The 24,856-nt window shown below is 69.5% G+C and carries 16 protein-coding genes; 10 read left to right on the top strand and 6 right to left on the bottom strand.

Annotated elements, in window-relative coordinates; translation table 11 throughout:
* Positions 1–6: 6 nt before the first annotated feature.
* From BW733_RS05700 to BW733_RS05670, 7 genes are all read left to right on the top strand, one after another.
* Positions 7–1,119, top strand: coding sequence for a MalY/PatB family protein (locus BW733_RS05700; RefSeq protein ID WP_077348711.1), 1,113 nt, complete (start codon positions 7–9; stop codon positions 1,117–1,119).
* A 128-nt stretch (positions 1,120–1,247) separates the two neighbouring features.
* Positions 1,248–2,843 (top strand): FHA domain-containing protein, encoded by a 1,596-nt coding sequence (locus BW733_RS05695; protein ID WP_077348708.1) that lies wholly within the window; start codon positions 1,248–1,250, stop codon positions 2,841–2,843.
* Positions 2,844–2,853: 10 nt separating this feature from the next.
* Positions 2,854–9,048 carry an Ig-like domain-containing protein gene (locus BW733_RS05690; protein WP_077348706.1) on the top strand — a complete coding sequence of 2,065 codons (6,195 nt, stop codon included), beginning with the start codon at positions 2,854–2,856 and terminating at the stop codon, positions 9,046–9,048.
* Between the two features lie 13 nt (positions 9,049–9,061).
* Positions 9,062–10,027: an AAA family ATPase gene (locus BW733_RS05685; protein ID WP_077348703.1), complete on the top strand. Its 966-nt coding sequence runs from the start codon at positions 9,062–9,064 to the stop codon at positions 10,025–10,027.
* A complete protein-coding gene (locus BW733_RS05680) occupies positions 10,027–11,265 on the top strand; it encodes a DUF58 domain-containing protein (protein WP_077348701.1) in 1,239 nt (412 codons plus the stop codon). The genes BW733_RS05685 and BW733_RS05680 overlap by 1 nt, the downstream gene beginning before the upstream one ends.
* Entirely contained in the window at positions 11,262–13,562 is a 2,301-nt protein-coding gene (locus BW733_RS05675) for a transglutaminase-like domain-containing protein (RefSeq protein ID WP_077348698.1), read from the top strand. The genes BW733_RS05680 and BW733_RS05675 overlap by 4 nt, the downstream gene beginning before the upstream one ends.
* A gap of 79 nt (positions 13,563–13,641) precedes the next feature.
* Positions 13,642–15,015, top strand: a complete 1,374-nt coding sequence (locus tag BW733_RS05670; protein WP_161490142.1) for an RDD family protein — start codon at positions 13,642–13,644, stop codon at positions 15,013–15,015.
* Positions 15,016–15,037: 22 nt separating this feature from the next.
* Here the strand turns inward: BW733_RS05670 and dcd are convergent, their stop codons facing one another.
* Complete coding sequence (gene dcd / locus BW733_RS05665) at positions 15,038–15,613, bottom strand: dCTP deaminase (RefSeq protein WP_077348694.1); 576 nt, start codon at positions 15,611–15,613, stop codon at positions 15,038–15,040.
* A 93-nt stretch (positions 15,614–15,706) separates the two neighbouring features.
* On the opposite strand from dcd, the gene BW733_RS05660 reads away from it, so the two are divergent.
* Complete coding sequence (locus BW733_RS05660) at positions 15,707–17,599, top strand: ABC transporter ATP-binding protein (protein ID WP_077348692.1); 1,893 nt, start codon at positions 15,707–15,709, stop codon at positions 17,597–17,599.
* A gap of 34 nt (positions 17,600–17,633) precedes the next feature.
* Here the strand turns inward: BW733_RS05660 and deoC are convergent, their stop codons facing one another.
* Complete coding sequence (gene deoC / locus BW733_RS05655; RefSeq protein ID WP_077348690.1) at positions 17,634–18,317, bottom strand: deoxyribose-phosphate aldolase; 684 nt, start codon at positions 18,315–18,317, stop codon at positions 17,634–17,636.
* Between the two features lie 356 nt (positions 18,318–18,673).
* On the opposite strand from deoC, the gene BW733_RS05650 reads away from it, so the two are divergent.
* Positions 18,674–19,045: a hypothetical protein gene (locus BW733_RS05650; protein WP_077348688.1), complete on the top strand. Its 372-nt coding sequence runs from the start codon at positions 18,674–18,676 to the stop codon at positions 19,043–19,045.
* 71 nt (positions 19,046–19,116) lie between these two features.
* On the opposite strand, the gene BW733_RS05645 is transcribed toward BW733_RS05650, so the two are convergent.
* The 4 genes from BW733_RS05645 to BW733_RS05630 form a co-directional block, all read right to left on the bottom strand.
* Entirely contained in the window at positions 19,117–20,553 is a 1,437-nt protein-coding gene (locus BW733_RS05645; protein WP_077348687.1) for a sensor histidine kinase, read from the bottom strand.
* Positions 20,550–21,275, bottom strand: coding sequence for a response regulator transcription factor (locus BW733_RS05640; RefSeq protein WP_077348685.1), 726 nt, complete (start codon positions 21,273–21,275; stop codon positions 20,550–20,552). Before BW733_RS05640 ends, BW733_RS05645 begins: the two co-directional genes overlap by 4 nt.
* Before the next feature lie 63 nt (positions 21,276–21,338).
* Complete coding sequence (locus tag BW733_RS05635) at positions 21,339–21,809, bottom strand: DoxX family protein (RefSeq protein WP_077348683.1); 471 nt, start codon at positions 21,807–21,809, stop codon at positions 21,339–21,341.
* A gap of 14 nt (positions 21,810–21,823) precedes the next feature.
* A complete protein-coding gene (locus tag BW733_RS05630; protein ID WP_077348681.1) occupies positions 21,824–23,194 on the bottom strand; it encodes an NAD(P)/FAD-dependent oxidoreductase in 1,371 nt (456 codons plus the stop codon).
* Between the two features lie 201 nt (positions 23,195–23,395).
* Here BW733_RS05630 and mptB point away from each other — a divergent pair, with 201 nt between their 5' ends.
* On the top strand, positions 23,396–24,829 hold the full coding sequence (mptB, locus tag BW733_RS05625) for a polyprenol phosphomannose-dependent alpha 1,6 mannosyltransferase MptB (RefSeq protein ID WP_152024582.1): 1,434 nt from the start codon (positions 23,396–23,398) through the stop codon (positions 24,827–24,829).
* Positions 24,830–24,856: the final 27 nt, after the last annotated feature.

Here is a 24,856-nt window from a genome sequence, read left to right as displayed (position 1 = left end):
GGTCCCATGGCCATCTTCGACGTCCCCCTCGACGAGCTGCGCAGGCGATCAAGCATCAAGTGGAGGCGGTTCGAGCCGGACGTGCTCCCGCTGTTCGTGGCCGAGATGGACTGCATGCTCGCGCCCGCGGTGCGGGAAAAGCTCGAGCAGGCGCTCGCCATCGGTGACACCGGCTACCCGGAGCTGCCCACCTACCAGGAGGCCCTCGCCGACTACGCCGCGTGGCAATGGGGCTGGAACACCGACCCGGCAGACGCGACGCTGGTCACCGACGTCGTGACCGGCATGCGCGACGTGCTCGTGGCCGTCACGGAGCCGGGCGACGCCGTCGTGATCAACCCGCCGATCTACCCGCCGTTCAGGGGCGTGTGCCACGACCGGCGCATCGTCGAGGTCGCCATGGTCGACGACCGGCTCGACCTCGAGGGTCTCGAGGAGGCGTTGCGCACCGAGCAGCCGACCGCCTACCTGCTGTGCTCGCCGCACAACCCGACCGGCACCATCCACACCCGCGAGGAGCTCGAACGGGTCGCAGCCCTCGCCGAGAAGTACAACGTGACGGTGATCTCCGACGAGATCCACGCCCCGCTCGCAGGCGCCCGCCACGTCCCCTACCTCGACGTCGCAGAAGACGCGGTGATCGTCACCTCGGCGTCCAAGTCGTTCAACCTCGCGGCGCTCAAGTCGGGCCTCGTGATCGGCCCCGCCGCCATCCGCGCCAAGCTGCGCCCGATGGTCTCCGACGGTGCGAGCTACTTCGGCGTCATCGCGCACTCGGCCGCGTTGACCGGCGGCCGCGAGTGGCTCGCGGAGGCGGCGGAGGAGATCGCGGGAAACAAGGCCTACTTCGCGCAGCAGCTCGGCGAACGGTTGCCGCAGCTCAGCTACGCCCCGTCCGAGGGCACCTATCTGGCATGGGTGGACTGCTCACCGCTTGGCCTCGAGAACCCGGGGCGTGAGTTCCATCAGGTCGGCCGGGTCCGATTCAACCTCGGCTCCGAGTTCGCACAGGAGAGCGCCCAGTTCGTCCGGGTCAACCTCGCCACGTCGCACGAGATCATCGCCGAGGCGGTCGCCCGGATGGCCGCGACGGCGTCCACCCTCGGGGGCGGCGCCTGAGCCGGATCGGCGACCGGTCGGTTTCCGGGGTGCTTGCCCGCAGCGTGGCGGCCGACTACACGCAACGCTTAGGTTTCGACCCCGTGACCTCGTAATCTTCTCCTTAGTGCCCACCTGAGGAGGATCAGATGACGCTGCCCATGGCCGCCTGGCGAGTGACCTACACTCCCGGCAACTGGCTGGTGCTGTCCGGACCGACGATGTTCGTGGTCATGCTGCCCGCACCGGCGCGGGCGTCGAAGCTGATCAACGACCTCTGGAGCGACATCGTCGCCGCCGAATCCGTGGACGGGCTGCTCAAGCTCGTCGGCGAGGTCGGCCTCGACGCGATGCCCGACTTCGGAGCCTTCTTCTGGGACAACAACGGCCTGCACGGGCTCAGCCGCGGCCGGGTCCGCGTCGTCGACACCGACACCGGAGAGGTCGCCCTCGAAGGGACCGGCTCGGTGCTCTGGGACGAACAGAGCCTCGGCGGCACGCGCCACCTGCGCATCGACCTCGAGCCCGTCGACGACAATGAGGTGCTGCAGCTTCCGCTCGTGGTCGGCGCCGCCTCCGTCTCTGCCGTCTACCTGACCACCGACCCCGAGACCCTCGTCCGCTTCCCCAGCTACGAGCAGCTCGGCGTCCTCCCGAAGATCCCCGTGCTCGGCGTCCGCCCCCGCCAGCGCCGACGCGACGACGCAGTCGAGCCGGCGGTCGAGGCCGTCACCGTCATCGACGAGCCGTCCGCGGCCAACCCTGAGCCCCCCGCCTCCGACACCGACATCGTCGACCCCGCCCCCGTCGAGGAGGGCGTGGCCGAGGAGTCCGCCGTGGCCGAGGAGGCGCAGTTCGTCGCCGCCGAGGAACCGGTCGCCAAGGACAGCGACGACGCGGCGACCGACGTCGGCCCCGTCGTCGCCCCGGACGAGGCGCCCGTCGACGGGGAAGCGGCACAGGAGCCCGCCATTGATGAGGCCGCCCCCGAGTTCCCGGGCCTCGGCGACGAGCTCCCGCTCGACAACGCCACCGACCCGGCCGGTGCCATCGCCGCACCGCCATCGCCCGAGGCGGTCGTCCCGGTCGCGCCCGAGTTGGACCAACCCGTCGGTGACGCAGCGGCCGCCGCAGGTGCAGCCGTCGGAGCGGTCGCCCCGCAGCGCTCGGCCCCCGTCGTAATCCCCCCGAAGCTCGGCGAGATCGACGACGACGCCGGAGGCACGATCTTCTCGACCGGCCTTGCCGCCACCCACAAGCCCGCGCCGCAGGCTGAGCAGCGCCAGGACCCGCAGGTGCTGGCGGTGCCGTGCATCAACGGCCACGCCAACCCGCCCGGTTCGCGCACCTGCCGCATCTGCCAGGGCCCGGTCGACTCGTCGAACCCGCGCCTGATCCGCCGCCCGACCCTTGCCGGCGTGCACACCAACCAGGGCGACTTCGTAGACATCGTCGACGGCGTCGTGATCGGGCGCGCGCCCGACGCGGCCAACGGCCCAGGCGGCGCGTACCTGCTGCGCGTGCCAAGCCCGAGCAGCGACATCTCGCGCAACCATCTGCTCGTCACGACCCGCGACTGGGGCGTGCACGTGACCGACCTGCATTCGACCAACGGGACGACCGTGCTGCCTTCGGGTGAGGCGCCGTTCACGCTTCGCGACGGGGCCTCCGTCCAGGTGGAGCTCGGCACCGTGCTCGACCTGGGCGACGGCGTCTCGCTACGTATCGAGCCGCCACGCGGCTGAGGGGGTAACTGTGTCGGAGGAGAAGCTGGAGCGTCACACTGCGCGTCCCCTACGACTCATCGGGCGGTTCCTGCGGAAGTCATGGCAGGGACTGCTCGTCGCCGTGCTCGCGATCGCGCTCGGCATCGCCGCCTACCTGAGCCCTGGGCTCGTCGAGGCCGACGTACGGCTCGACGAAGGCAACGTCTACGCGATCAACCGCGGCGACGAGCTGCTCGGCACGGTCAACTCCCAGATCAAGCAGCTCTCCAACGCCGCGCCCATCGGTGACCAGCGCTCCGAAGTGCTGCAGAGCGGCGACACCGTCCTGCTCCTGCTTCCGCAGTCCTCCTCCCTCGTCGCGTTCGACGCGGCCCGCAACATCACCGCCTCGCCCACGAAGCTGCCGCCCAACGCGGGGGTCCAGCTGGTCGGCGAGACGCTGCTGGTCTACCGGCCCGAGTCGGGCGCCATCTGGTCGGGCGACCTGAAGAAGATGCTCGCGCTCGACTTCGACAAGGAGAAGCCCGAGTTCGAGATCGGTGAGGGAGGCATCGCGACGCTCACCGCGGACGGCGACGTGATCGGACTCGACCCCGGCCGCTCCGCGCTGGTGCGTCACGACGGGGACCAGGAGACGCTCACCCAGCTGCCCTTCCAACTCGAGACCGACTCCGTGCTCGAACTCTCCGCCGTCGGGAACAAGGCGGTCGTGCTCGACCGCACCTCCTCGCGGATCTGGGTCGAGGGCATGGATCAGGCCTTCCCCGTCTCCGAGGCGGCCTCCGCGGAGCTCATGGAACCCGCTGCCTCCGCGCTCGGCGGCGAGGACGGCGCGCGCGCCATCTTCGCCAACACCGCGGGCCTCAACCGCGTCACCACCGACGGGCTCGAGTCGGTCAGCGGCCGCATCGACCACGCCCCGGTCGCGCCCGTCCAGGTCGGCGACTGCGTCTACGGGGCGGGCGTCTCGGGCACCGAGGGCACCTTCGTCAAGAAATGCCGCGGCCAGGACCCGATCCGCGTCCCGATCGAGTCCATCACCTCCGACGGCTCGGCCATCGACTTCCAGGTCAACCGCGGCGTCGTCGCCCTCAACGACCTCTCCAACGGCACCCTGTGGATGGTCGACAAGGACATGTTCATCATCCACCCCGAGGACTGGCGCAACATCGTCCCCGAGGACAAGAAGGAGGACGACAACCAGGAGAGCACCGAGACAAACGTCGTCCCCGAACGTTCCGAGAAGAACCGCCCGCCGGTCGCCAACGACGACCCGAACCTGTCCGCACGGGCGGGCACCTCCACCATCCTGCACGTCCTCGACAACGACACCGACCCAGACGGCGACGTGCTCACCATCATCGCGTCGGAGGACCAGAGCGGGATGTCGCTGCAGCCGATCAACAACGGAGCGGGCCTGCAGATCTCGCTCGAGGGCGCGGCCACCGGCACCTACGAGATCAAGTACACGATCGACGACGGACGCAAGGGCACCGACACCGCGGTCGCCACCGTGAAGGTGCTGCCCGCCGACCGCAGCGTCAACAAGGCGCCCACCCCGGTCGACCGCCCCGGCGGCATCAAGCCGCTCCAGGTCAAGCTCAACAGCGAGGTCTCCAAGCGGGTGCTGCTCGACTGGCGCGACCCGGACGGCGATCCGCTCATGCTCAAGGACGCCTCGGTCGCAGGCGACGTGGGCGACATGGTCTCGTTCACGCCTGACGGCACCATCACCTTCATCGACGTCGGAAAGAAGACCGGCCCCAAGACGATCAACGTCGTGGTCTCCGACGGGGTGAGCGACACGAAGGGCGAGGTCGAAATCGTCGTCAAGGAGGATCCGGTCGCCCCGGTCGCCTACGGAGACTTCGTCACCACCGCCGTCTCCACGCCCGTGCGGGTCGAGCCGCTCGCCAACGACCAGATCTCCAGCACGGCCACGCTGACCGAGGTGCCCGCCATCGAGGGCTGCGCCGAGTGCAGGCTCGAGACCAACTACCGCGAGCAGAACTTCACGTTCTCGGCCTCGAAGGCGGGTGTCTACTACCTGCCCTACACGATCGTCGACGGCGAGGTCGCCACCGGCGTGGTACGCATCGACGTGCGCGCCGAGTCGACAGACGGCCGCCCCGTCGCCGCCCAGGACGTCGCGCTGCTTCCCGAGGACGGCACCGTCACCCTCGACCCGCTGCTCAACGACACCGACCCCAACGGCGACGTGCTCGTGGTCCAGACCTATGAGGCCCCCGACTCGCTCGAGGTCGTCATGGAGCGGCGCCACGTGATGACGATCTCCGCGCGCCGTCCGCTCGACGGGCCGGTCCAGTTCCCATACACGATCTCCGACGGATCCTCCATCGTCACCGGTTGGATCGTCGTCGTGCCCACCTCGGGCGGCTCGCAGTTGCCGAACGCCGTGAACGACTCGATCCGCGTGCGCGCAGGCACGACCGCCACCGTCACCCCGCTGGAGAACGACTCCTCACCGACCGGCATGAAGCTCAGCCTCGAGTCGCTCGGAGACAACCCGTTCAAGGACCGCGCCTGGATCGACGGGGACCGCGTGCGCGTCACCGTCCCGGCAGGCAGCCCAGCAGGCGTGACGAGCATCCCGTACCGGGTCGCCGACGCGAAGCAGAACCAGGCGCCCGCCCGGATCAACGTCGAGGTCATCCCCGAGGACGCCAACAACGTGGCCCCCCAGCCCGAGCCGGTGATCGACCGCGTGCTCGCGGGCACCGAGACCCGCATCGCGGTTCCGCTCAGCGGCCTCGACGCCAACGGCGACGCCGTCCGGCTGGTCGGCATCGCCTCCGGCCCGCAGCTCGGCCGGATCACCTCCGTCGGCGACGAGTACCTCACCTACGAGGCATTCGCTGGCAAGTCCGGCACCGACACCTTCACCTACGAGGTGGTCGACGCCCACGGGGCGACCGGCATCAGCGAGGCACGCATCGGCGTCGTCCCCGTCAACCCCAAGAACGTGAAGCCCGTCGCGGTACAGGACCGGATCAGCGTCCGTCCCGGCCGTCCGGTGCGGATCTCCGCCCTGGAGAACGACTTCGACGCCGATGGCGACAACTTCGGCTACACCAACGGCGCAGCCATCGAGATGGACGGCGGGATCAAGGCCGAGGTGCAAGAGCGCGAGATCGTGCTCACCGCGCCCGAGGAGGAGGGGCTCTACACCGGTTCGTACTCCATCCAGGACGTGCGCGGCGAGCAGGCTTACGGCCAGTTCATCGTCGAGGTGGACCCGAAGGCGAAGCTGATCGCCCCGATCGCGCGCGACGACAGCGTCGGCGCGGCCGCCATCGCAGACGAGAAGTTCGTCAAGGTCGGCGTGCTCGACAACGACTACGACCCCGACGGCGCGAAGGACGACCTGCGCGTCGAGGTGCCCGACGTGAAGGATCCCGAGGAGGACCCCGAGAACTCCGTCCGTGTGGACGAGGACGGCAAGAGCCTGCTCATCCCCGTCAAGGACGCCATGCAGCAGATCCGCTACACCGTCGTCGACGCCGACGACAACCGCACCAACGGCCTTGTCACCGTGCCGGGCCGCCGCGACGTTGCGCCCTACCTGAAGGACCCGAACAAGGAACTCAAGCCGACCGCTGGCCAGCCGTTCACGATCGACGTCAACCAGCTCGTGGTCGGGGTCGACGGCCGTGACGTTTCCGTGACCAACGCGGAACGGATCTGGGGCACCTGGGGCACCGCCCGCCCGGAGGGTCCCGGCCGGGTCGAGTACGTGGGAGACGTGCGGCACCAGGGCCCCGCCTCGGTGGCCTTCGAGGTCCGCGATAACGTCCCCGGCGACAACAAGGAGGCGGGAAAGACAAGCGTCATCACCGTCCCGCTCGACGTCCAGCCCGCCCCCGTCAGCGAGGGCGGAAGCGACGAGGGCCCGACCGACTCGGCGGGCAAACCGCCGGTCCCTGTGGTCTCGGACCCGCGCCTGCAGGTCGGTGCAGGGGAGGGGCCGAGGACGCTTGACCTGTTGAGCCTCTTCCGCGACCCCGACGGCGCAGGTGGCTCCATGACGCTCGTCGGCGATCTCCGCGAGGTTTCGGGCGACGCCGACGTCAGGATCACCCGCGACGCGCAGCTGCTGAGGGCCGAGGCGCCCGAGACGGCGAAGGTGGGCACCAACAAGGTCCTTGCGGGCACCATCGTCGACGCCGACGGGATCGAGCTCGACTTCACCGTGACCGTCGAGGTCACCCGCTCGACCCGCCCGCTCGTCTCCACGGCCGACGACACCCTCGACGACCAGATCGCAGGCAGCACCGTCACCCTCCCGGTCACAGGCAACGACAAGTCGAACCTGCTTGGCGACCCGAAGGTCAACCTGGTCGAGGCGACCGCCACCGGACCCGGTGGGACGGTCACCAACGTCGACAAGCAGAACGGCCTGGTAACGGTGAAGCTGGCGGAGGGCTTCAGCGGGATGTTCACCGCCCGCTACACCGTCAATGACGCCACCGGCGACCCGGACAGGCAGACCACCGGACAGATCCGGATCAACGTGATCGCCAAGCCCGGCCAGCCGTCCACCCCCTACGGCGGCGTGCCCGGCGACGGCACCATCACCATCCAGTACCGACAGCTCAACGGCAACGGCGGCTCCGAGATCCTTTCGGCCGTCGCGGTCGCCAGCTCGCCCGGCCGCGGCGACGTCAGCGGCACCTGCTCGGCGCAGACCTGCCAGATCGCAGGGCTCTCCAACGGCGTGCCGTGGACGGTCAAGGTGAAGGAGACCAACCAGGTCGGAGACTCAGACTTCTCGCCCGCCTCAGCCCCGTTGACGCCCGACACCAACCCGAGCGTCCCCGGCCAGCCGAGCGTGCAGTTCGGCAACGGAGAACTCACGCTCTCCTGGACCCACGAGCCGATCTACACCTCGCCCAACGGAGGAAGCCCGCTCACCGGCTACGAGATCCGGATCTCCGGCGGCACCACAGGCACCAAGACGGTGCCACCGAACGTGCGTGAGTTCACGTGGCCGGGCCTGACCAACGGCACCAGCTACATGTTCGAGGTCGAGGCGACCAACTCGACGGGCAAGAAGTCGGGCTTCTCGCCCGCGTCCGTACCCGAGAAGCCCTCGGCGCCCCCGTCGGGCAACTCGGCCCCGGTGGCCACCGTGATCGAGGATGAGATCGGCGGCGGCTTCACCGTCAGCTTCAATACCGCGAACGTGAACAACGGCGGAGCCGACATCACCGAGTACATGGTGGTGCCCGTCTTCGACGGCGCCCGCCAGACCTCCAAGCAGGTGGCGCTGAAGGCCTCCTCCACGACCGCCTACTCCACGCCCGTGTACGGGATGGGCCGCAAGGCCACCCACTTCGTGATCACCGCGACCAACCGGTCGGGCACCTCCGATGTCGGCGTCACGTCCCCGCCGAAGATCGCCTACCCCAAGGCGAAGGTCACCGGAGTGACGGCGACGGCGGGCGAGGGGTCGATCAGCATCAGCAGGATCGAGTCCAACGTGGCCGCCGGCGACCCGGTGAAGTACCTGTACTCCCTCAACGGCGGCGACTGGCGCGATCTCGGCGGCCCGACGGGCACCATCTCTGGCCTCACCAACGGCGAGGACTACACGCTGCGCGTGCGGGTCGAGCTGGCGGGCACCAGCTCCAACACGTGGACCGTCGGCAACGACCTGCGGCCGAAGACGAAGGCCCCGCCGCCTCCGGCCGTCGACCGCTACGAGCTGGTGCTGCCCGACAAGGTCCGCGCCTACATGAAGGACTCGCTCACTGAGACGGGCGGGTGGGGGATCGACGCCTACACCTTCTGCACCTCGACCTTTGCAGGGGGGTGTCCCAGTAGCCGATTCAACTCCACGCTCCCGCGGGTGCTCGAGGCGGGTGAGACCAACTTCATCTACTGGAAGGTTCGCGGCTCAGACCCCGTCCGGTATGAGCGTCTCATCGACGGCGTCGCGGAGCCGGAGCTCGACGGGGGAAAGGTCACCTTCTCGTTCCCCTACGCGCTGAGTGGTCAGTGTGTCCTGACGGCCGTCAACGCCGAGGACGGGACCGCCACCCAGAGCGTTTCGGCCTCCAGCGGCAAGCTCTCCGGCACGGTCGACTTCACCGCCATCCCCATCCCGACCCCCCCGACCACAGGCCCGACCACCTCGCCCGCCGTCAGCGGGACCGCGAAGTGCAGCGTCAACGGCGGCAGCACCTACGAGTACGACTTCTGAGCAGAGAGACTTCATGAACCCCGAACAAGCACGCTGGTTTGGCGAGAACTTCGCCAACGTCGTCGGCAATGTCGAGCGCGTCATCATCGGCAAGGCCGAGGCCATCCGACTCGCCGTGACCTGCCTCCTCGCAGAGGGGCACCTGCTCCTCGAGGACTACCCGGGCACAGGCAAGACGACGCTGGCCCGCGCGCTCGCGCAGTCGGTGCAGGGCACCAACAGCCGCATCCAGTTCACCCCGGACCTGCTGCCCTCCGACGTCACCGGCGTGACCATCTACGACCAGAAGAGCGGCGAGTTCGAGTTCCACCAGGGGCCGATCTTCGCCTCGATCGTGCTCGCGGACGAGATCAACCGCGCCTCGCCCAAGACGCAGTCGGCGCTGCTCGAGGTCATGGAGGAGTCGCGGGTCACCGTCGACGGCCAGTCCTACACCGTGGGACAGCCGTTCATGGTGATTGCCACCCAGAACCCGATCGAGCAGGCGGGCACCTACCGGCTGCCCGAGGCGCAGCTCGACCGCTTCCTGATGAAGACGACGCTCGGCTACCCCGACCACGAGGCCACCATGCGGATCCTCGCCACCGGAGGCAGCCGCCCCCGCTCGACGGCCCTCCCGTCGGTCATCTCGACCTCCCAGGTCGCCGAGATGAGCCAGCTGGCCAACTCGGTGCACATCGAGTCCTCGGTCTTCGACTACATCGCCCGCCTCACGGCCGCCACCCGCACCGTCGACGACGTCCGCCTCGGCGTCTCCATCCGAGGCGCCCTCGCGCTCGTGCGCGCCTCCCGCGTGTGGGCCGCCTCGCTCGGCCGCCACTTCGTGGTCCCCGACGACATCAAGATGCTGGCGATCCCGTGCCTGGCACACCGCCTGATCCTCGACCCGGAGGCCGAGTTCAACGGCGTCCAGGCCGTCGACGTGATGGCCGAGGTCGTCGGAAGCGTTCCCCCGCCGACCGAGCGTCAACCCGCTTGATGACAACTGCCGTCCAGCCGCGTTGGGAAGCGCCTGAGGTCGTCGATCCGCCTTCGACGCAGGGGCTCCGCAACGCGTACCGTCGCCTCTGCGACGTCACCGGCATGCGCACGGCCGGCTGGATCGCGCTGCTTGGCGGCATCCTCAGCCTGGTGCTCGGCATCGTGTTCGGCTGGCTCGAGTTCACGGTCGTGGGCGTGCTCGCCATCGTGACGGTTCTGATCTGCCTGCTGTTCACCATCGGCCGCCCGAAGCTGGAGGTGTGGGTGCAGCTGACCGACCGCTCGGTCGTCGTGGGGGAGCGGGCCTCGGGTCAGCTGCATGTGCGCAACGCGTCGGCCCGCAGGCACTGGGGCTCCCGGCTCGACCTGCCCGTCGGCGAGGGCGCGGCCAGCTTCTCGCTTCCCGGCCTCAGGCCGGGCGAGGTGATCTCGGACGGCTTCCGGATCCCCACCGACAGGCGCGGCCTCGTCACGGTCGGCCCGGCGCACTCCGTGCAGGGCGACCCGTTCTCGCTCACGGGCCGCGAAAGCAGGTGGACAGACGAGCTCGAGCTCTACGTGCATCCCCGCACCGTCGCGCTTCCAGGCAGGCAGACCGGCTTCGTGCACGACCTCGAGGGGCACGCGAGCACCCACCTGACGTCCTCTGACATGAACTTCCACGCGCTGCGTCCCTACGTCGCAGGAGACGACCGCCGCCACGTGCACTGGCGCTCGACCGCCCGCACAGGCAAGCTGATGGTGCGTCAGTTCGAGGAGTCGCGCATGTCGCGCGTCGCCGTCTCGCTCGACACGGGCCGGGCCGCCTACCTCGACGAGGACGAGTTCGAGCTGGGCATCTCGGTTGCCGCCTCGGTCGCCGTCCAGACGCTGCTTTCCGACTCGCCGCTCACCCTGCTCACCTCCCGCGACACGCTCGCCTCGGTCACCCCCACCAGGACCCTCGACGAGATGTCGGTGGTGGAGCAGAGCACGCGCGGGGGCATCTCCGACCTCGTCCACTCCACGATCCGCAGGGCCCCCGGCTCCTCGGTCGTGTTCGTGATCACCGGGTCGTCCTCAAGCCTTGCCACCCTGCGCCGGGCCTGCTCCCGGTTCGACGTCGACGCCCGCGTCGTCGGCATCCGGATCGACGAGGGGACCGAGCTGCGCGTGCGCGCCGCGGGCAACGTGACCGTGATGCAGCTCGGCGACCTCGAGGACCTGCCACGGGCCATGCGAAAGGCGATGGAATGACGACGGGCAAGCGGGGCGTGAGCACCGAACACAGCTCCTTCGCCGACGGCTCCCAGCGGCAGCGGGGCATCTGGCTCGCCGTCGATGTCGTCGCCCTGCTCGCGCTGCTCGGGCTCGTCTCGCTCGCGTTCTACCCCGTCTACGGCACGCCGTGGCTGTTCGTCACCGTGCTCGGCTTCGGGGCCGTCGGCCTGGGGATCGCGGTGCTTTCGGCGCTGCGCCGCCTGAGCACCATCGTCACCGGTGGCATCGCGCTCGCCGCCTGGTTCCTGTTCGGCGGCCTGCTCGCCATGCCGTCGTCGACCGTCGCCGCCGTCGTCCCCACGCCGCGCACCCTCTTCGGGCTGCTCGTCGGCCCCGTCACGGCGTGGCGCGACATGCTGACCCTCGACCCGCCGATCGGCGAGACCTTCAACCTGCTCACCGTGCCCGGCCTGGTCGCCCTGCTCGCAGGCCTGCTCGGGGGCCTGATCTCGCTGCGCTCGCGCGCCCCGATGCTCGCCTGGGTGCCTGCGGCCTTCGGCTACCTGATCGGCGTCATCGTCGGCTCCCAGGTCGCCTTTCAGCCCGTTCCCGTGGGCGTGGCCTTCTTCCTGATCGTGCTGCTGTGGACCAGCTACCGGCGCGCCGTCGTGCGAGGCAGCCTCGCCACGGGAACCTCGTCGCGGCTCAAGCCGCTGCGCGCCCTGCTCGGCGTCGCCGTGCTCGCCGTCGCGGGGGCACTCGCCGTCGCGCTCGTGCCGGTGATCGCCGGGGCGGGGGACCGCGACAACCTGCGCGCCGCGATGGAGCCGCCCATCGACCTCGAGCAGTACGCCTCACCGCTGCAGGCCTACCGCGCCAACATCACCGAGAACCGCGAGGACACCCTGCTCACCGTCGCAGGCGCGCAGGAGAACGAGGTGCTGCGGGTCGCCACCCTCGACAAGTACGACGGGCTCAGCTACACCGTCTCGTCGCTGGACGACAAGGCGGTCGAGGCCACGACGTTCACCCGGGTCGGCCAGTGGATCGCAGACGACACCGAGGGAACCGACCGCTCCCTCTCGGTCACCGTCGAGGACTACTCCGGAGTCTGGGTGCCGACGCTCGGCCGCACCACCGGCGTCGAGTTCGACGGCGAGCGGCGCATCGCGCTGTCGGAGAACTTCTACTACAACCGCTCCTCGGGCACCGGTCTCGACACCGCACGCCTCGAGCGCGGCGACCACTACCTGCTCCAGGCCCGCGTCCCCGAGCAGCCCTCCGTCGAGGAGATCCGGGCAGCCGAGGCTGGAACCTTCGAGCTGCCCGAGATGGTCAACGTCCCCGAGGAGATCGCCGCGAAGGCGAAGACCTGGGCAGGCACCCAGCCGACCGCCGGTGCCGCGGCCCTCGCCATCGAGGCCGAGCTGCGCAAGGGTTACTTCAGCCACGGACAGCTCGACCAGAAGGAGGCGCTCTCGCTTCCCGGACACTCCGAGCGACGCCTGATCACCCTGCTGACCGCCGATTCGATGGTCGGCGACCACGAGCAGTACGCCGTCGCAATGGCCCTCATGGCGCGCAGCCTCGACATCCCCGCCCGCGTCATCTACGGCTACGAGGTCGGCGCGAGCCAGACCATCTCCGGCGCGCAGGTCGGCGCTTGGCCCGAGCTCTACCTCAAGGACCTCGGCTGGGTCACCTTCCGGCCGACCCCCGACGAGGACCGCATCCTCCCCGAGGTGCTCCCCCCGCAGCCGCCGGAGCAGCAGCCCTTCGTCGAGAACCCGCCCCCGCCGCCGATGCGGCCTGAGGTGCCCCCGCCGGACGACCAGCTCCCGATCGAGCAGGCCGCCTCGCCCGATGACGAACAGCAGATCGACTGGGCCCGGGTCGGCGCCGTCGCGCTGCTGACCGGCATCCCGCTGCTCACCATCGTGGCGCCGATCGTGCTGATCATCGGCCTCAAGCTGCGCCGTCGCGCCCGTCGCCGCGGGGACCCTGTCGTGGCGAACCGGATCGCGGGCGCATGGTCCGAGCTGGTCGACAGGGCGCGCGACGTCGGACGCTCGCCGTCCGCCTCTGCCACCCGCTCCGAGCAGGCCGAGGGGTTCAAGGAGGACTTCCCGAACCTGCGCGACAACAGCGATCCCGTCGGGCTGGCGAAGGAGGCCGACTGGCTGGTCTTCGCTCCCGGCGACCCGAGCGAGGGAAGGGCCAAGGAGTACTGGACGTCTGCCGCCTCGGTGCAGCGCGGCATGCGGCGCTCCACCAACTGGCTGCGCTGGCTCGCGTCGTATCTCTCCACCAAGTCGTTCCGGCGGATCCGATAGCCGTCACGAGCCACCCCTCCGGCGAACCCCTGAGCGGTAGGCTGGTGCGCCGAACCTGCTGGATGCAAGGAGGATGGTTGTGAGTCGACTCATTCCGCGCGGCGCCGTCGTTGCGGGGCTGGGGAAGCGGTTCCTCGCCGCCCTCGTCGACGCCCTGCCGATCGCGGTGATCTCGGGGGTCGCCGTGCTGGTGCTCGGCCTGACCACCTCGCCCGCGATCCGGCTCGTCGCCATCATCGGTGCCTGCGTGCTCGGCGCCGGCTACGCGCTCTACCAGTGGTGGGCCTACGCGACGCGCGGGGCAGGCATCGGCGCCCGCGTGACCGGGCTTCGGCTCGTCTCCATGCGCGACGGCGAACCCATCGGCTGGTGGCGCTTCTTCCTGCGCCAGGTCGTCTTCTACGCCCTCATGGCCACCGGCATCGGCGGCATCGCGCTGCTGATCTTCCTGGTCATCCACGAGCGGCGCCAAGGCTGGCACGACATGGTCGGCGGGGCGGTGATGGTGGAGCCGAAGCGCACCGAGGCGAAGGCCCCGACGCCGCAGAAGAAGGCGGTGGCAAGCAGCACCGTCGGCCTGCCTCCCCATCTCGCGAGCTCGTTCAGCCCCCAGCCTGGCACCTCCTCGTCTGCGGGTTCGGCCCCGGCCCCCGACTGGCTCCCCGGCATCCAGCCCGAGCCGGTGCTCCCCGCCGCCCAGGCGCAGTTCCCGCAGCCGCAGTCCTCAGGCCAGCAGTTCTCGCCCCAGTCGCAGTCCTCGGCACAGCAGTGGAACTCGCAGCCCCCAGCCCAGCCCGGCCAGCAGTGGGGAGGCCAACAGGTCGGCCCGTCCTGGCCCGGTCAGCAGCCGAAGCCCGCCCAGCCGCAGCAGCCACAGGCGCCGCAGTGGAAGGCGCCCGAGCAGCCGTGGCAGCAGCAGGCTCCCGAGCCGCAGGGCCCGGCCTCACCGCATAAGCCCGCCCAGAACTGGATCCCGCTGCCTTCGGCCTCGTCGGTGATCGAGCCGTCGCGCAAGGTCCGCGTCCGCCCCCGCGACTTCGGCGAGGTGGACGACGACGAGGGCACCCGGATCGCGAACCTGCCTGCTGCGGGCACCTCCCGCCCCGGTGACGAGGGCTGGTACATCCGACTCGACGACGGCCGCGAGGTCGAGTTGAGCGTCACCGTCCTGCTCGGGCGCAACCCGCACAAGACGGCGGAGGACCCGGAAGAGGTGCACCTGGTGCCCGCCTCCGGCGACGGCCGGATGATCTCGCGCACGCACGTGATGATCGGCACCGACCCGCGCGGCGTCTACGTCGTGGACCGTGGCTCGACCAACGGCACCGCCCTCGTCGCCGCGGGCGGCGAACTGGAGCCGTGCCCGTCCGGCACCCAGGTGCGGATCCGCGAGGGGCAGCAGGTCTCCTACGGGAACCGGTGGTTCACCGTGCTGCGCCGCCCCGCCCTCTGACGCGGGGGGCGCGGCGGCACCGTCAGATGCTCGTGCGGTGGAAGTTGAGGTGCGAGCGCGACGGCGTCGGCCCGCGCTGGCCCTGGTACCTCGAACCGTAGGCGGCCGAGCCGTAGGGATGCTCGGCAGGTGAGCTCAGCCGGAAGAAGCACAGCTGACCGATCTTCATGCCAGGCCACAGCTTCACGGGCAGCGTCGCCATGTTCGACAGCTCCAGCGTCACGTGGCCCGAGAAACCCGGATCGATGAAGCCTGCGGTCGAGTGGGTGAGCAGGCCGAGCCGGCCGAGCGACGACTTGCCCTCCAGGCGCGCGGCGACGGCCGAGCCGAGGGTGACCTGCTCGTAGGTCGAGCCGAGCACGAACTCGCCCGGGTGCAGCACGAACGGCTCCTCGTCGCTCACCTCGATCATGCGCGTCAACTCCGGCTGCTCGACCGAGGGATCGATCGACGGGTAGCGGTGGTTCTCGAAGACGCGGAAGAACTTGTCGAGCCGGACGTCGACGCTCGACGGCTGGACCATCTGCGGGTCCCACGGGTCGAGGCGGATGCCACCCTCGGAGACTTCGGTCAGGATGTCGCGGTCGCTCAACAACATGATCGGCAGCCTACCGGTCCGTGGGCCGCGCGACGGGCCGGACCATTGGGAGTGCGCGCTAATCTCGCGGAGCAGACGAGAGGACGGGCGGGGATGAGCGTAGGACGCGGGATGGGCGGTGGCCGCATGATGGGCCGCCTCGCCGCCGACCCCGGCATCAGGTCGCACAAACTCGACCGTGGCACGGCCCGCCGGGTGATCGCCTACGGCCGCCCGTTCACCGGGCTGATCGTCGTGTTCCTGATCTCCACCATCGTCGGTAGCGCCCTGTCGGTCGTGCCCCTGCTGCTCTTCCAACGGATCATCGACGACGGCGTCCTCGGCGGCGACGTGCGACTGATCGTCACCCTCTCCCTCGCCGTGGCGGGCATGGCCATCGGCTCGGCCGCGGTCGGTCTCGTCGAGAGGTGGTGCTCGTCCCGGATCGGGGAGGAGCTGATCTACTCGATGCGCACCCAGATCTTCGACCACGTGCTGCGGATGCCGATCGCCTTCTTCAGCCGCTCCCACACCGGAAAGCTCGTCTCGCGGCTCCAGTCCGACGTCAACGGCGCCCAGCAGGCCTTCACCTCGACGCTTTCCACGTTCGTCAGCAACGGCGTCACCCTCATCCTCGTGCTCGGCTCGATGTTCGCGCTCTCCTGGCCGCTGACGCTCGCCGCCCTCGTGCTGCTTCCCGTGTTCATGGTGCCCGCCTCATTGGTCGGCAGGAGGCTGGCCGACCTGTCGCGCACGCGGATGCAGGAGCAGGCAGAGATGTCGGCCACCATGACGGAGCGCTTCTCCGTCTCCGGCGCCCTGCTGGTCAAGCTCTTCGGCAACCTCGCCACCGAACAGGCCGTCTTCGCAGGCCAGGCGAAGGCCGTCGCCGACTCCGGCGTGCGGATCGCCATGACCTCGCGCGTCTTCATGACCGCGCTCACCCTCGTCGGGGCGCTCGCGACAGCCCTGTTCTACGGCTTCGGAGGCGTCGCCGCAGTCCGCGAGCAACTCACCGTCGGCACGCTGACGGCCCTCGTCGCGCTGCTCGCCCGGCTCTACGGGCCCCTGATCCAGCTGAGCAACCTGCGCGTCGACATCATGACCGCCCTGGTCAGCTTCGAGCGGGTCTTCGAGGTGCTCGACCTGACGCCCCTGATCCAGGACGCAGACGACGCGCGCCCGGTCGAGGGGCCGCCCAGCGTCGTGTTCGACGACGTGTGGTTCACCTACCCGGACGCCGAACACGTCTCGCTCGCCTCCCTGGAGCCGGCCGTCGCAGTCGACGAGAGCGCGTCGCAGCCGGTGCTGAAGGGCGTGAGCTTCGAGGCGCTGCCCGGCCAGACCGTTGCACTCGTCGGGGCATCGGGGGCCGGGAAGACCACCATCACGCACCTGATCGCGCGGCTCTACGACGTCGACAGCGGCGCCGTGCGGGTGGCGGGCGACGACGTGCGCTCCCTGCTGCTCGGGTCGCTGCAGGACGAGGTGGGCTACGTGACCCAGGACGCGCACCTCTTCCATGACACCGTCCGCGCCAACCTCCTCTACGCGAAGCCTGAGGCGACCGAGGAGGAGTTGTGGCGGGCGCTCGGGTCGGCCCGGGTGGACGCGTTGGTGCGGCGGCTGCCCGACGGGCTCGACACGGTCGTGGGGGAGCGGGGCTACCGGCTCAGTGGTGGCGAGCGGCAGCGCTTCGCCATCGCACGGCTGCTGCTGAAGGCCCCGCCGATCCTCGTCCTCGACGAGGCGACCGCGCATCTGGACTCCGAATCGGAGTCGCTCGTCCAAAATGCCCTCGACACCGCGCGCGAGGGGCGGACCTCCATCGTGATCGCGCACCGGCTGTCGACGGTGCGCCACGCCGACCAGATCCTCGTCATCGAGGACGGCCGGATCGTCGAGCGGGGAACCCACGATGAACTGCTCGCCGCGGGTGGACAGTACTCGACGCTGTACCTCACGCAGTTCGACGAGACGCCGCTCGAGGCCGGTGAGGCGGACTGAGCCGGGGCAGCCGCCCCGACTCAGTCAGTGCGACTCAGTAGTCGCCCTCTGCCTCGACCTCGACGCCGTCAGCGCCGTCCAGCACGGCTGAGCTGCTCGACAGACCGAGCCGCGTCGCGCCCGCCTCGATCATCGCGTTGGCCGTCGCGTAGTCGCGGATGCCGCCGCTCGCCTTGATCCCGAGCCGACCGCCGACCGTCTCGTTCATCAGCTCGACGGCGTGCACGCTGGCGCCGCCGGCGGGCGAGAACCCGGTCGAGGTCTTGACGAAGTCGGCTCCTGCGGCCTCCGCAGCCTTGCAGGCCGCGACGATCTCGTCGTCGGTGAGGGCGGCCGACTCGATGATCACCTTCAGCACTCCGGTGGTGGCCTCGCGCACGGCGCGGATCTCCGCCTCGGTCAGGTCGGCGCGGCCCTCCTTGAGCAGGCCGACGTTGATCACCATGTCCACCTCGTCGGCGCCGTTCTTCGACGCCTGGGCCGCCTCGAAGGCCTTCGCCTCGGGGGTGTGGTTGCCGGAGGGGAAGCCGCACACCGTCGCCACCTTCACCTCGCCGAGGTCGTCGGTGAGCGGAAGCATCGAGGGCGAGACACACACCGAGTAGGTGCCGAGCTCGCGCGCCTCCGCGATCAGGGCCGAGACCTGTCCGTGCGTCGCATCGGGCTTGAGCAGGGTGTGGTCGATCATCTGAGCCAGTGCCGAACGGGTGATCTCCATGTCGGTCCTTTCGCGGGTCCTTTTGGGGCATCGTACCGCCCCTGAAAAGCGCAGTCAGCGTGAGCGAATGAGGCGGTTACGGGCACTTGAAACGAGCGAACACGCCTGAAGGGGCGACAGAGACTGTGACCCCTCCTAGCCTTTCGCACAGTGTGTTGGCTCGTTGTTGAGCGGGCGCAAGCCAGGTCAAGGTCACGGTCAAGGATGCCAAGGGCAACGAGACGACGATCGGCCTCAAGCTGACCGTCGCCCCGGAGGCCAAGCCGAGCCCGAAGCCGACTCCGACCAAGCCGAAGCTAAACTTCGAGCGGACCGCTCCGTACACCCTCGCGGGCCTGCACAACCTGAACGGCCGCATGTGGTTCACCCAGTGTGAGGCGTACTCGCAGACCGAGCGCTGCCGCACCGACATCTGGGCGACGACGGTCACGAAGGACTCGCGCGGACGCTACACCTTGCAGCAGGGTTGGGCGTTCAACAACCTGACCTACCTGCCGTACATGACCCGTGCGCAGTGGGCCAAGAACCCGCTCGGTTACACCAACTCCTGGACGTCGACCGACGGCCGCAAGTGGAGGACCGAGTGCGACACCGCCACGACCGGTAAGAACGCCTGCCGTTCCTACACGCTCGCGACCGTGTACTCGGCAAAGGCCAAGGCCGGAGGGGGTTACACCTTCTCCGAGTCCCAGAAGTGGGTGTTCAACAACATCGTGATGTTCAAGTGACCCACCGAACGGCACACAGGAAGGCCCCCGGCTCCGCAAGGAGTCGGGGGCCTTCCCGTTGGTTGAGGCCGTCAGTCGGTCGTCTGGACCGCGGGCACGTTCTCGGCGTCGGCCAGGGTCAGGCCGACGCTGAAGGTGGTGAGGCCCGGGCGGGAGGCCACGTCGACGAGGCCGCCCCAGCCCTCGACCATGGCCTTGACGATCGCGAGCCCGAGGCCGGTGGACTGGGTGGCGGTGTGGGCTCGGGCCTCGTCGGCCTTCGTGAACCGCTCGAAGACGCGAGGGAGGGTGTCCTCCGGGATGCCCGGGCCGTCGTCGGCGACCTGGATCACGGCCCTGCCGTCCACGATCCGCACGCTGGTGTGCACCGTCGTGCCGGGCGGGGTGTGCGTGCGGGCGTTGGCGAGCAGGTTCACCATCACCTGGTGCAGCTGGTCGGGGTCGGCGAGCACGGTGATCTCCGAGGTGGGCACGTCGAGCAGCCAACGGTGGTCGCTGCTGGCGGCCTGGGCGTCGGAGACGGCGTTGAGCACGACCTCGACGGCGTCGACGGGCCGCGGCTCGACCCGTGCGTCCGCGTCCAGCCGGGCGAGCAGGAGCAGGTCGTTGACCAGCTTCGCCATCCGCGTCGACTCCGACTCGATGCGGCCCATGGCGAACTGCGAGTCGGTGGCGTCCGGCGCGCGCTGGGCGAGCTCGGAGTAGCCGCGGATCGCCGCGAGCGGGTTGCGCAGCTCGTGCGACGCGTCTGCCACGAACCGGCGCAGCTTCTTCTCCGACGCCTCGCGGGCGGTGAAGGCGCTCTCGACGTTGCCGAGCATCCGGTTGAAGGCCGAGGACAGTCGCGTCACCTCGTTGTTCTCGTGCGCCTCAGCCGTTTCGACCCGAGGCACCTCGACGGCGCCGCGCACCAGCTCGAGCTGGCTCACCTCGTCGGCGGTGTTGGTCAACGTCACCAGGTTCCTCGTCGCCCGGGTCAGGACGGTCCGGGTGGCGATAGCGGTCGCGGCGAGCGCGATCAGCGACAGGCCGATGCTGAAGGTGGTCAACCGCAGGAGCGTGGTCTCGACGCGGCCAACGGGGACGCCGACGGTGACCTCGCCGAAGGGGGTGTCGTAGGCCAGCGCGCGGTACTTGCCTCCGACCTGGAGGTTCACCGTGTGCAGCTTTCCGTCCGCGGGAACCCTCCGCAGATCATCGGCGCTCGGCGGCTTTGTTCCCTCCGGGGCGAGGATGAAGGGGACCGGCCCCCGCTCCGTGGGAGCGAGGATGACGGTCCCGTCGGGGATGCCGGAGGAGGAGTGCAGCCCGGCCAGCGGATCGTCCGGGCGCATCCCGCCGATCTGGCGGTCCTTGACGGTCAGGACGTCACGGTCCAACTGGTCGAACAGGATCACGCGCGCGGACAACACGGTGCCAAGACACATCAGCAACGCCATGACGGCGACCGTCACGACGATGCGGAACTGGAGCTGGGCGGCGAGCGAGCCGCCGCGTCGAGGGCTCATGCCGCGGCCGGCCTCAGCACGTAGCCCGCCCCGCGCATCGTGTGGATCATCGGCTCACGGTTGGCGTCGATCTTCTTACGCAGATACGAGATGTACAGCTCGACGACGTTGGCCTGGCCGCCGAAGTCGTAGTTCCACACCCGGTCGAGGATCTGCGCCTTCGACAGCACCCGCTTGGGGTTGCGCATCAGGAAGCGCAGCAGCTCGAACTCGGTCGCGGTCAGATGGATCGGCTCGCCCGCCCTCGTCACCTCGTGCGAGTCCTCGTCGAGGATCAGGTCGCCAACCACGATCTGGGTGTCGGGGCGCACGGTCGTCGCGCCCGAGCGGCGCAGCAGGCCGCGCAGCCGGGCGATCACCTCCTCGAGCGAGAAGGGCTTCGTGACATAGTCGTCGCCGCCGGCGGTCAGGCCGTTGATCCGGTCGCTGACGCCGTCCTTCGCGGTGAGGAAGATCACGGGCACGTCGGGCTGCTCCGTGCGGATCCGGCGCATGACCTCGAGGCCGTCGAAGTCGGGAAGCATCATGTCGAGCACCAGCGCGTCCGGACGGACCTCGCGCGCGACCTTCACCGCCTCGCTCCCGGAGGCGGCCGTGTGCACGTCCCAGCCCTCGTAGCGCATCGCCATGGAGAGCAGCTCGATCAGGCTGGGCTCGTCGTCGACGGTGAGGATGCGGATCGGCGTGCCGTCGGGGCGGGAGAGGGGTTCCGTGATGGCCATGGCTCTACTCTCGCACCGCAGAACCGGGAAAGGCTATGAGAAAGCTGTGCCGATCCTGTGAGCTCAGGCCGCGTCGCGCACGTAGCGCGGATCCTCCTGGATCAGCTCGCCGTCTCCTCCCGAGGGGCGGATGAAGAGGTGATCGAGGCCTGCCCGGCCGGAGCCGAAGGCGAGGAACAGCAGCCCGATGGCCGCGAGGACCGCGTTGTACTCCCAGCCGCCCTCGTGGACGTAGAAGCCGCCGTCGGCCCGCGTGGTGAGGATGATCGCCACGTTCATCACCGCCATGCCAAGCCCGACCAGCGGGGTCGCGAGGCCGAAGACGAGCAGCGCGCCGCCGACCATCTCGAAGATGACGGTGGCGATGGCAAGGCCCTGCGCAGCGGGGAGGCCGGAGCCCTCGAGGACGACGACCTGCAGGTCGACGCCCGTGATCTGCCAGCGGTACCAGCCGTGGGCCACGAGGATCACGCCGGTGACGATCCGTGCGATGAGCAGCGCGATGTCGCGCACGACTCTCAGGAATGCTTCCACTGGCGCCTCCTCGGCTACTGCGGCTGGGCGTCCTCAGGCTTCGGCGCCACGTCCTCGCCGTGCATCAGTCTGCCCGACACACCGGAGCCTAGCCGCTGAAGGGCCAATCTTCCGACCAGTTGCTGGTTGGTGACCACGCGCTGCGAGCGGCCATTGGTGGCGAACGTCAATGCCCAGCTGAGCAGGGTGGTGACCCTCTGCTTGAAGCCCGCGATGTAGAGAAGGTGCAGGAACAGCCAGGCGAACCAGGCGAGGATGCCGGTCAGGTGGAACTTGCCGATCTTCGCCACCGCGGAGAACTTCGAGATGGTGGCCATCGAGCCCTTGTCGAAGTACTTGAACGGACCGGGCGGGTCCGTGTGCGACAGCCGCGCCTTGATGGTCTTCGCGGCGTACTTCGCCTCCTGGATGGCGCCCTGGGCGACACCGGGCACGCCCTCGACAAATGCCATGTCCCCGATCACGAAGACCTCGGGATGGCCGGGAAGCGTCAGGTTCTCGTTGACCACGACCTGGTTGGCGCGGTTGAGCTCGGCGCCGGACTGCTCCGCGAGGATCGTGCCGAGCTCGCTTCCCTTGACGCCTGCCGCCCACACCTTGCAGGTGGCCTCGATGCGTTTGACGGTGCAGTCCTTCAGCTTCACGGTGAGGCCGTCCTCGTCGACCTCGGTGACCATGGCGTTGAGCATCACCTCGACGCCCAGCTTCTCCAGCACCTTCTCGGTCTTCTTTCCGAGGCTCGGGCCGAATGGGGGGAGGACCTGCGAGGCGCCGTCGATCAGGACCACCTTCGCGGTGGTGGGGTCGATCGAGCGGAACTCGTTGCGCAGCGTCGAGGTGGCGAGCTCACGGATCTGGCCTGCCATCTCGACGCCCGTCGGGCCTGCGCCGACGACCACGAAGGTGAGCAGACGGCGTCGCTCCTCCTCGTCGGTGGTGAACTCCGCGACCTCGAACGCCTTGAAGATGCGGGCGCGCAGCTCGAGAGCGTCGTCGATGGACTTCATGCCTGGGGCGAAGGTGGCGAAATGGTCGTTGCCGAAGTACGACTGCCCGGCGCCTGCCGCGACGATCAGCTCGTCGTAGGGCGTCTCGTGGTAGTCATTGTGGAAGCGCCACTTGACCACGCGGTTGGTCAGGTCGATGTCGTCGACCAGCCCGAGCAGGACCTGGACGTTGGCCTGCCTGCGCAGGATCTCGCGGGTGGCGGGGGCGATCTCGCCCTCCGACAGGACGCCCGTCGCCACCTGGTACAGCAGCGGCTGGAACAGGTGGGTGGTGGTCTTGGCGATCAGCGTGATGTCGACGTCGGCGTGCTTGAGCGCCTTCGCGGCGAACAGGCCTCCGAAGCCGGAACCGATGATCACGACGCGCTTGCGGGTCATGCGTCCTCCCCGAGTCGTGTCTACGGGCGACCCGACGGGGTCGCCCGCGACGGTGTGGTTTCCTCCAAGCCTAACCCGACCGGCCCCGATCTCAGATCCCCTGCCATCCGCGGCAGGATAGGCTGGTCCGGCTCGGAGTGGCGGCGCACGGTGCCCGACCCTCCGGCGAAGACAGAGGGGAAGCGTGTGAGACTGCCGTGGTTGCGGACCCGCCCTTCGGCGGTCACGGGGCGCCCATGGCTGTGGGTTGCCCTCGGCCTGTTGGCCGTCGTCGTGATCATCGGGGCCCACACCGCAGACCTGGCTGGCCTGCTCGAGGTCCGCGCCAGTTGGTGGCGGCCGCTGATCGCCGTGCCCGCGACGGGGCTGCTGCTGCTTGCATGGTGGCAACTCGGCCCGACCTGGCGACATCCGTTGCTGACCGCCGCGATCTGGATCGCTCCCATGCTGTTCGCGTTTCCGATGCACTCCCGCGACGCCTACGCCTACGCTGCGACGGGCTGGCAGGTGGCGCACGGAATCAACCCGTATGAGACGCCGATCGGCGACGCGGGGCTCGCGGGGCTGCTGGTCGGCGTGCACTGGTACAAGACGACGTCGGTCTACCCGTCCCTCTCGCTCGACATATTCGGCCTGATCTCGCAGATGACCGGGGGAGACCTGTACTGGACCCTCGTCGCGCTGCGGCTGCCGAGCCTGCTCGCGCTCGCCATCCTGGCCTTCTGCCTGCCCCGGCTGGCGCGACGGTTCGGCATCGACCCGCGGCTCGCGCTGTGGGCGGGGCTGCTGAACCCGATCATGCTCGTGCAGTGGGTCGGCGGCGTGCACAACGACGCCCTGATGGTGGCGCTCGGCGTCGCGGCGCTGCTCGCCGCCACCGACCTCGGCTGGCGGGGCTGGCGCGGCCTCGTCGTGGCCGGCGTGCTGCTCGGCCTTGCCATGGGGATCAAGCAGTCCGCCGCCCTGTACGGGCTCGGCGTGGTCGCCGTCGGGTGGGGGCTCCGCTTCCGCGACGGGGAGAAGGTCGGGGGCTGGCCGCGGCTCATCGCCGTCGCGGTCGTGCCCGGCCTGATCACCATCGCCACGTTCCTCGTCTCCTCGTTGTCGTGGGGCCTGGGCTGGCGCAACCCGACGGCTGGCAGCCCGGTCGAGGCGACGAGCAACGCGCCGCTGTCGTGGGTCGCCTCCTTCCTGCGCTACAATGAACTGCTGCCGCACTCGACAGCCAACGCGCTCGTCACCGGCCTGTCGACGGTGCTGATGGTGGTGGCCATCGTGCTGGTCTGGGTCCGGGTCGGGCCGACGGGAGCGAGGATCGGCCGACCGTGGCTCTTCACCGTCCTCGTCCTCGCCGCCTTCAACGTGTTAGGGCCCGCGCTGCAGCCGTGGTACCTGACCCTCTTCCTCCCGCTGTACGTGTTCCTGCGCGGGGGCCCCGGGTGGAACCGGGTCTGGCTCGTGGTCGTCGCGGCCTTCGCGCTGCTCGCGCCGCTGCAGGACATCCTCCCCTCGTACGTGTCGATGGCCGTGGTCGGTGTGCCGCTCTGGTTCGCCTGGCGCGCCCTCGCCCGCCGCGAAATCGACCCGCTACCTGCGTCGGATCCGGAGCGCGACCCCTTCAAGACCCCGGTGTGATGTCCGTTTCGGGTGGCGAGGCTAGTC

This window comes from Tessaracoccus flavescens (genome assembly GCF_001998865.1).
Taxonomy (GTDB): Bacteria; Actinomycetota; Actinomycetes; order Propionibacteriales; family Propionibacteriaceae; genus Arachnia; species Arachnia flavescens.
The sequence above is the reverse complement of the archived record's forward strand: the minus strand, read 5'-3'. Positions and strand labels throughout refer to the sequence as shown.

Bases quoted from the DNA above. Each gene is read 5' to 3' on its own strand.
- BW733_RS05700 (WP_077348711.1), top strand. From the start codon at position 7: ATGGCCATCTTCGACGTCCCCCTCGACGAGCTGCGCAGGCGATCAAGC.
- BW733_RS05695 (WP_077348708.1), top strand. From the start codon at position 1,248: ATGACGCTGCCCATGGCCGCCTGGCGAGTGACCTACACTCCCGGCAAC.
- BW733_RS05685 (WP_077348703.1), top strand. From the start codon at position 9,062: ATGAACCCCGAACAAGCACGCTGGTTTGGCGAGAACTTCGCCAACGTC.
- BW733_RS05680 (WP_077348701.1), top strand. From the start codon at position 10,027: ATGACAACTGCCGTCCAGCCGCGTTGGGAAGCGCCTGAGGTCGTCGAT.
- BW733_RS05675 (WP_077348698.1), top strand. From the start codon at position 11,262: ATGACGACGGGCAAGCGGGGCGTGAGCACCGAACACAGCTCCTTCGCC.
- dcd (WP_077348694.1), bottom strand. From the start codon at position 15,613: ATGTTGTTGAGCGACCGCGACATCCTGACCGAAGTCTCCGAGGGTGGC.
- BW733_RS05660 (WP_077348692.1), top strand. From the start codon at position 15,707: ATGAGCGTAGGACGCGGGATGGGCGGTGGCCGCATGATGGGCCGCCTC.
- deoC (WP_077348690.1), bottom strand. From the start codon at position 18,317: ATGGAGATCACCCGTTCGGCACTGGCTCAGATGATCGACCACACCCTG.
- BW733_RS05650 (WP_077348688.1), top strand. From the start codon at position 18,674: ATGTGGTTCACCCAGTGTGAGGCGTACTCGCAGACCGAGCGCTGCCGC.
- BW733_RS05645 (WP_077348687.1), bottom strand. From the start codon at position 20,553: ATGAGCCCTCGACGCGGCGGCTCGCTCGCCGCCCAGCTCCAGTTCCGC.
- BW733_RS05640 (WP_077348685.1), bottom strand. From the start codon at position 21,275: ATGGCCATCACGGAACCCCTCTCCCGCCCCGACGGCACGCCGATCCGC.
- BW733_RS05630 (WP_077348681.1), bottom strand. From the start codon at position 23,194: ATGACCCGCAAGCGCGTCGTGATCATCGGTTCCGGCTTCGGAGGCCTG.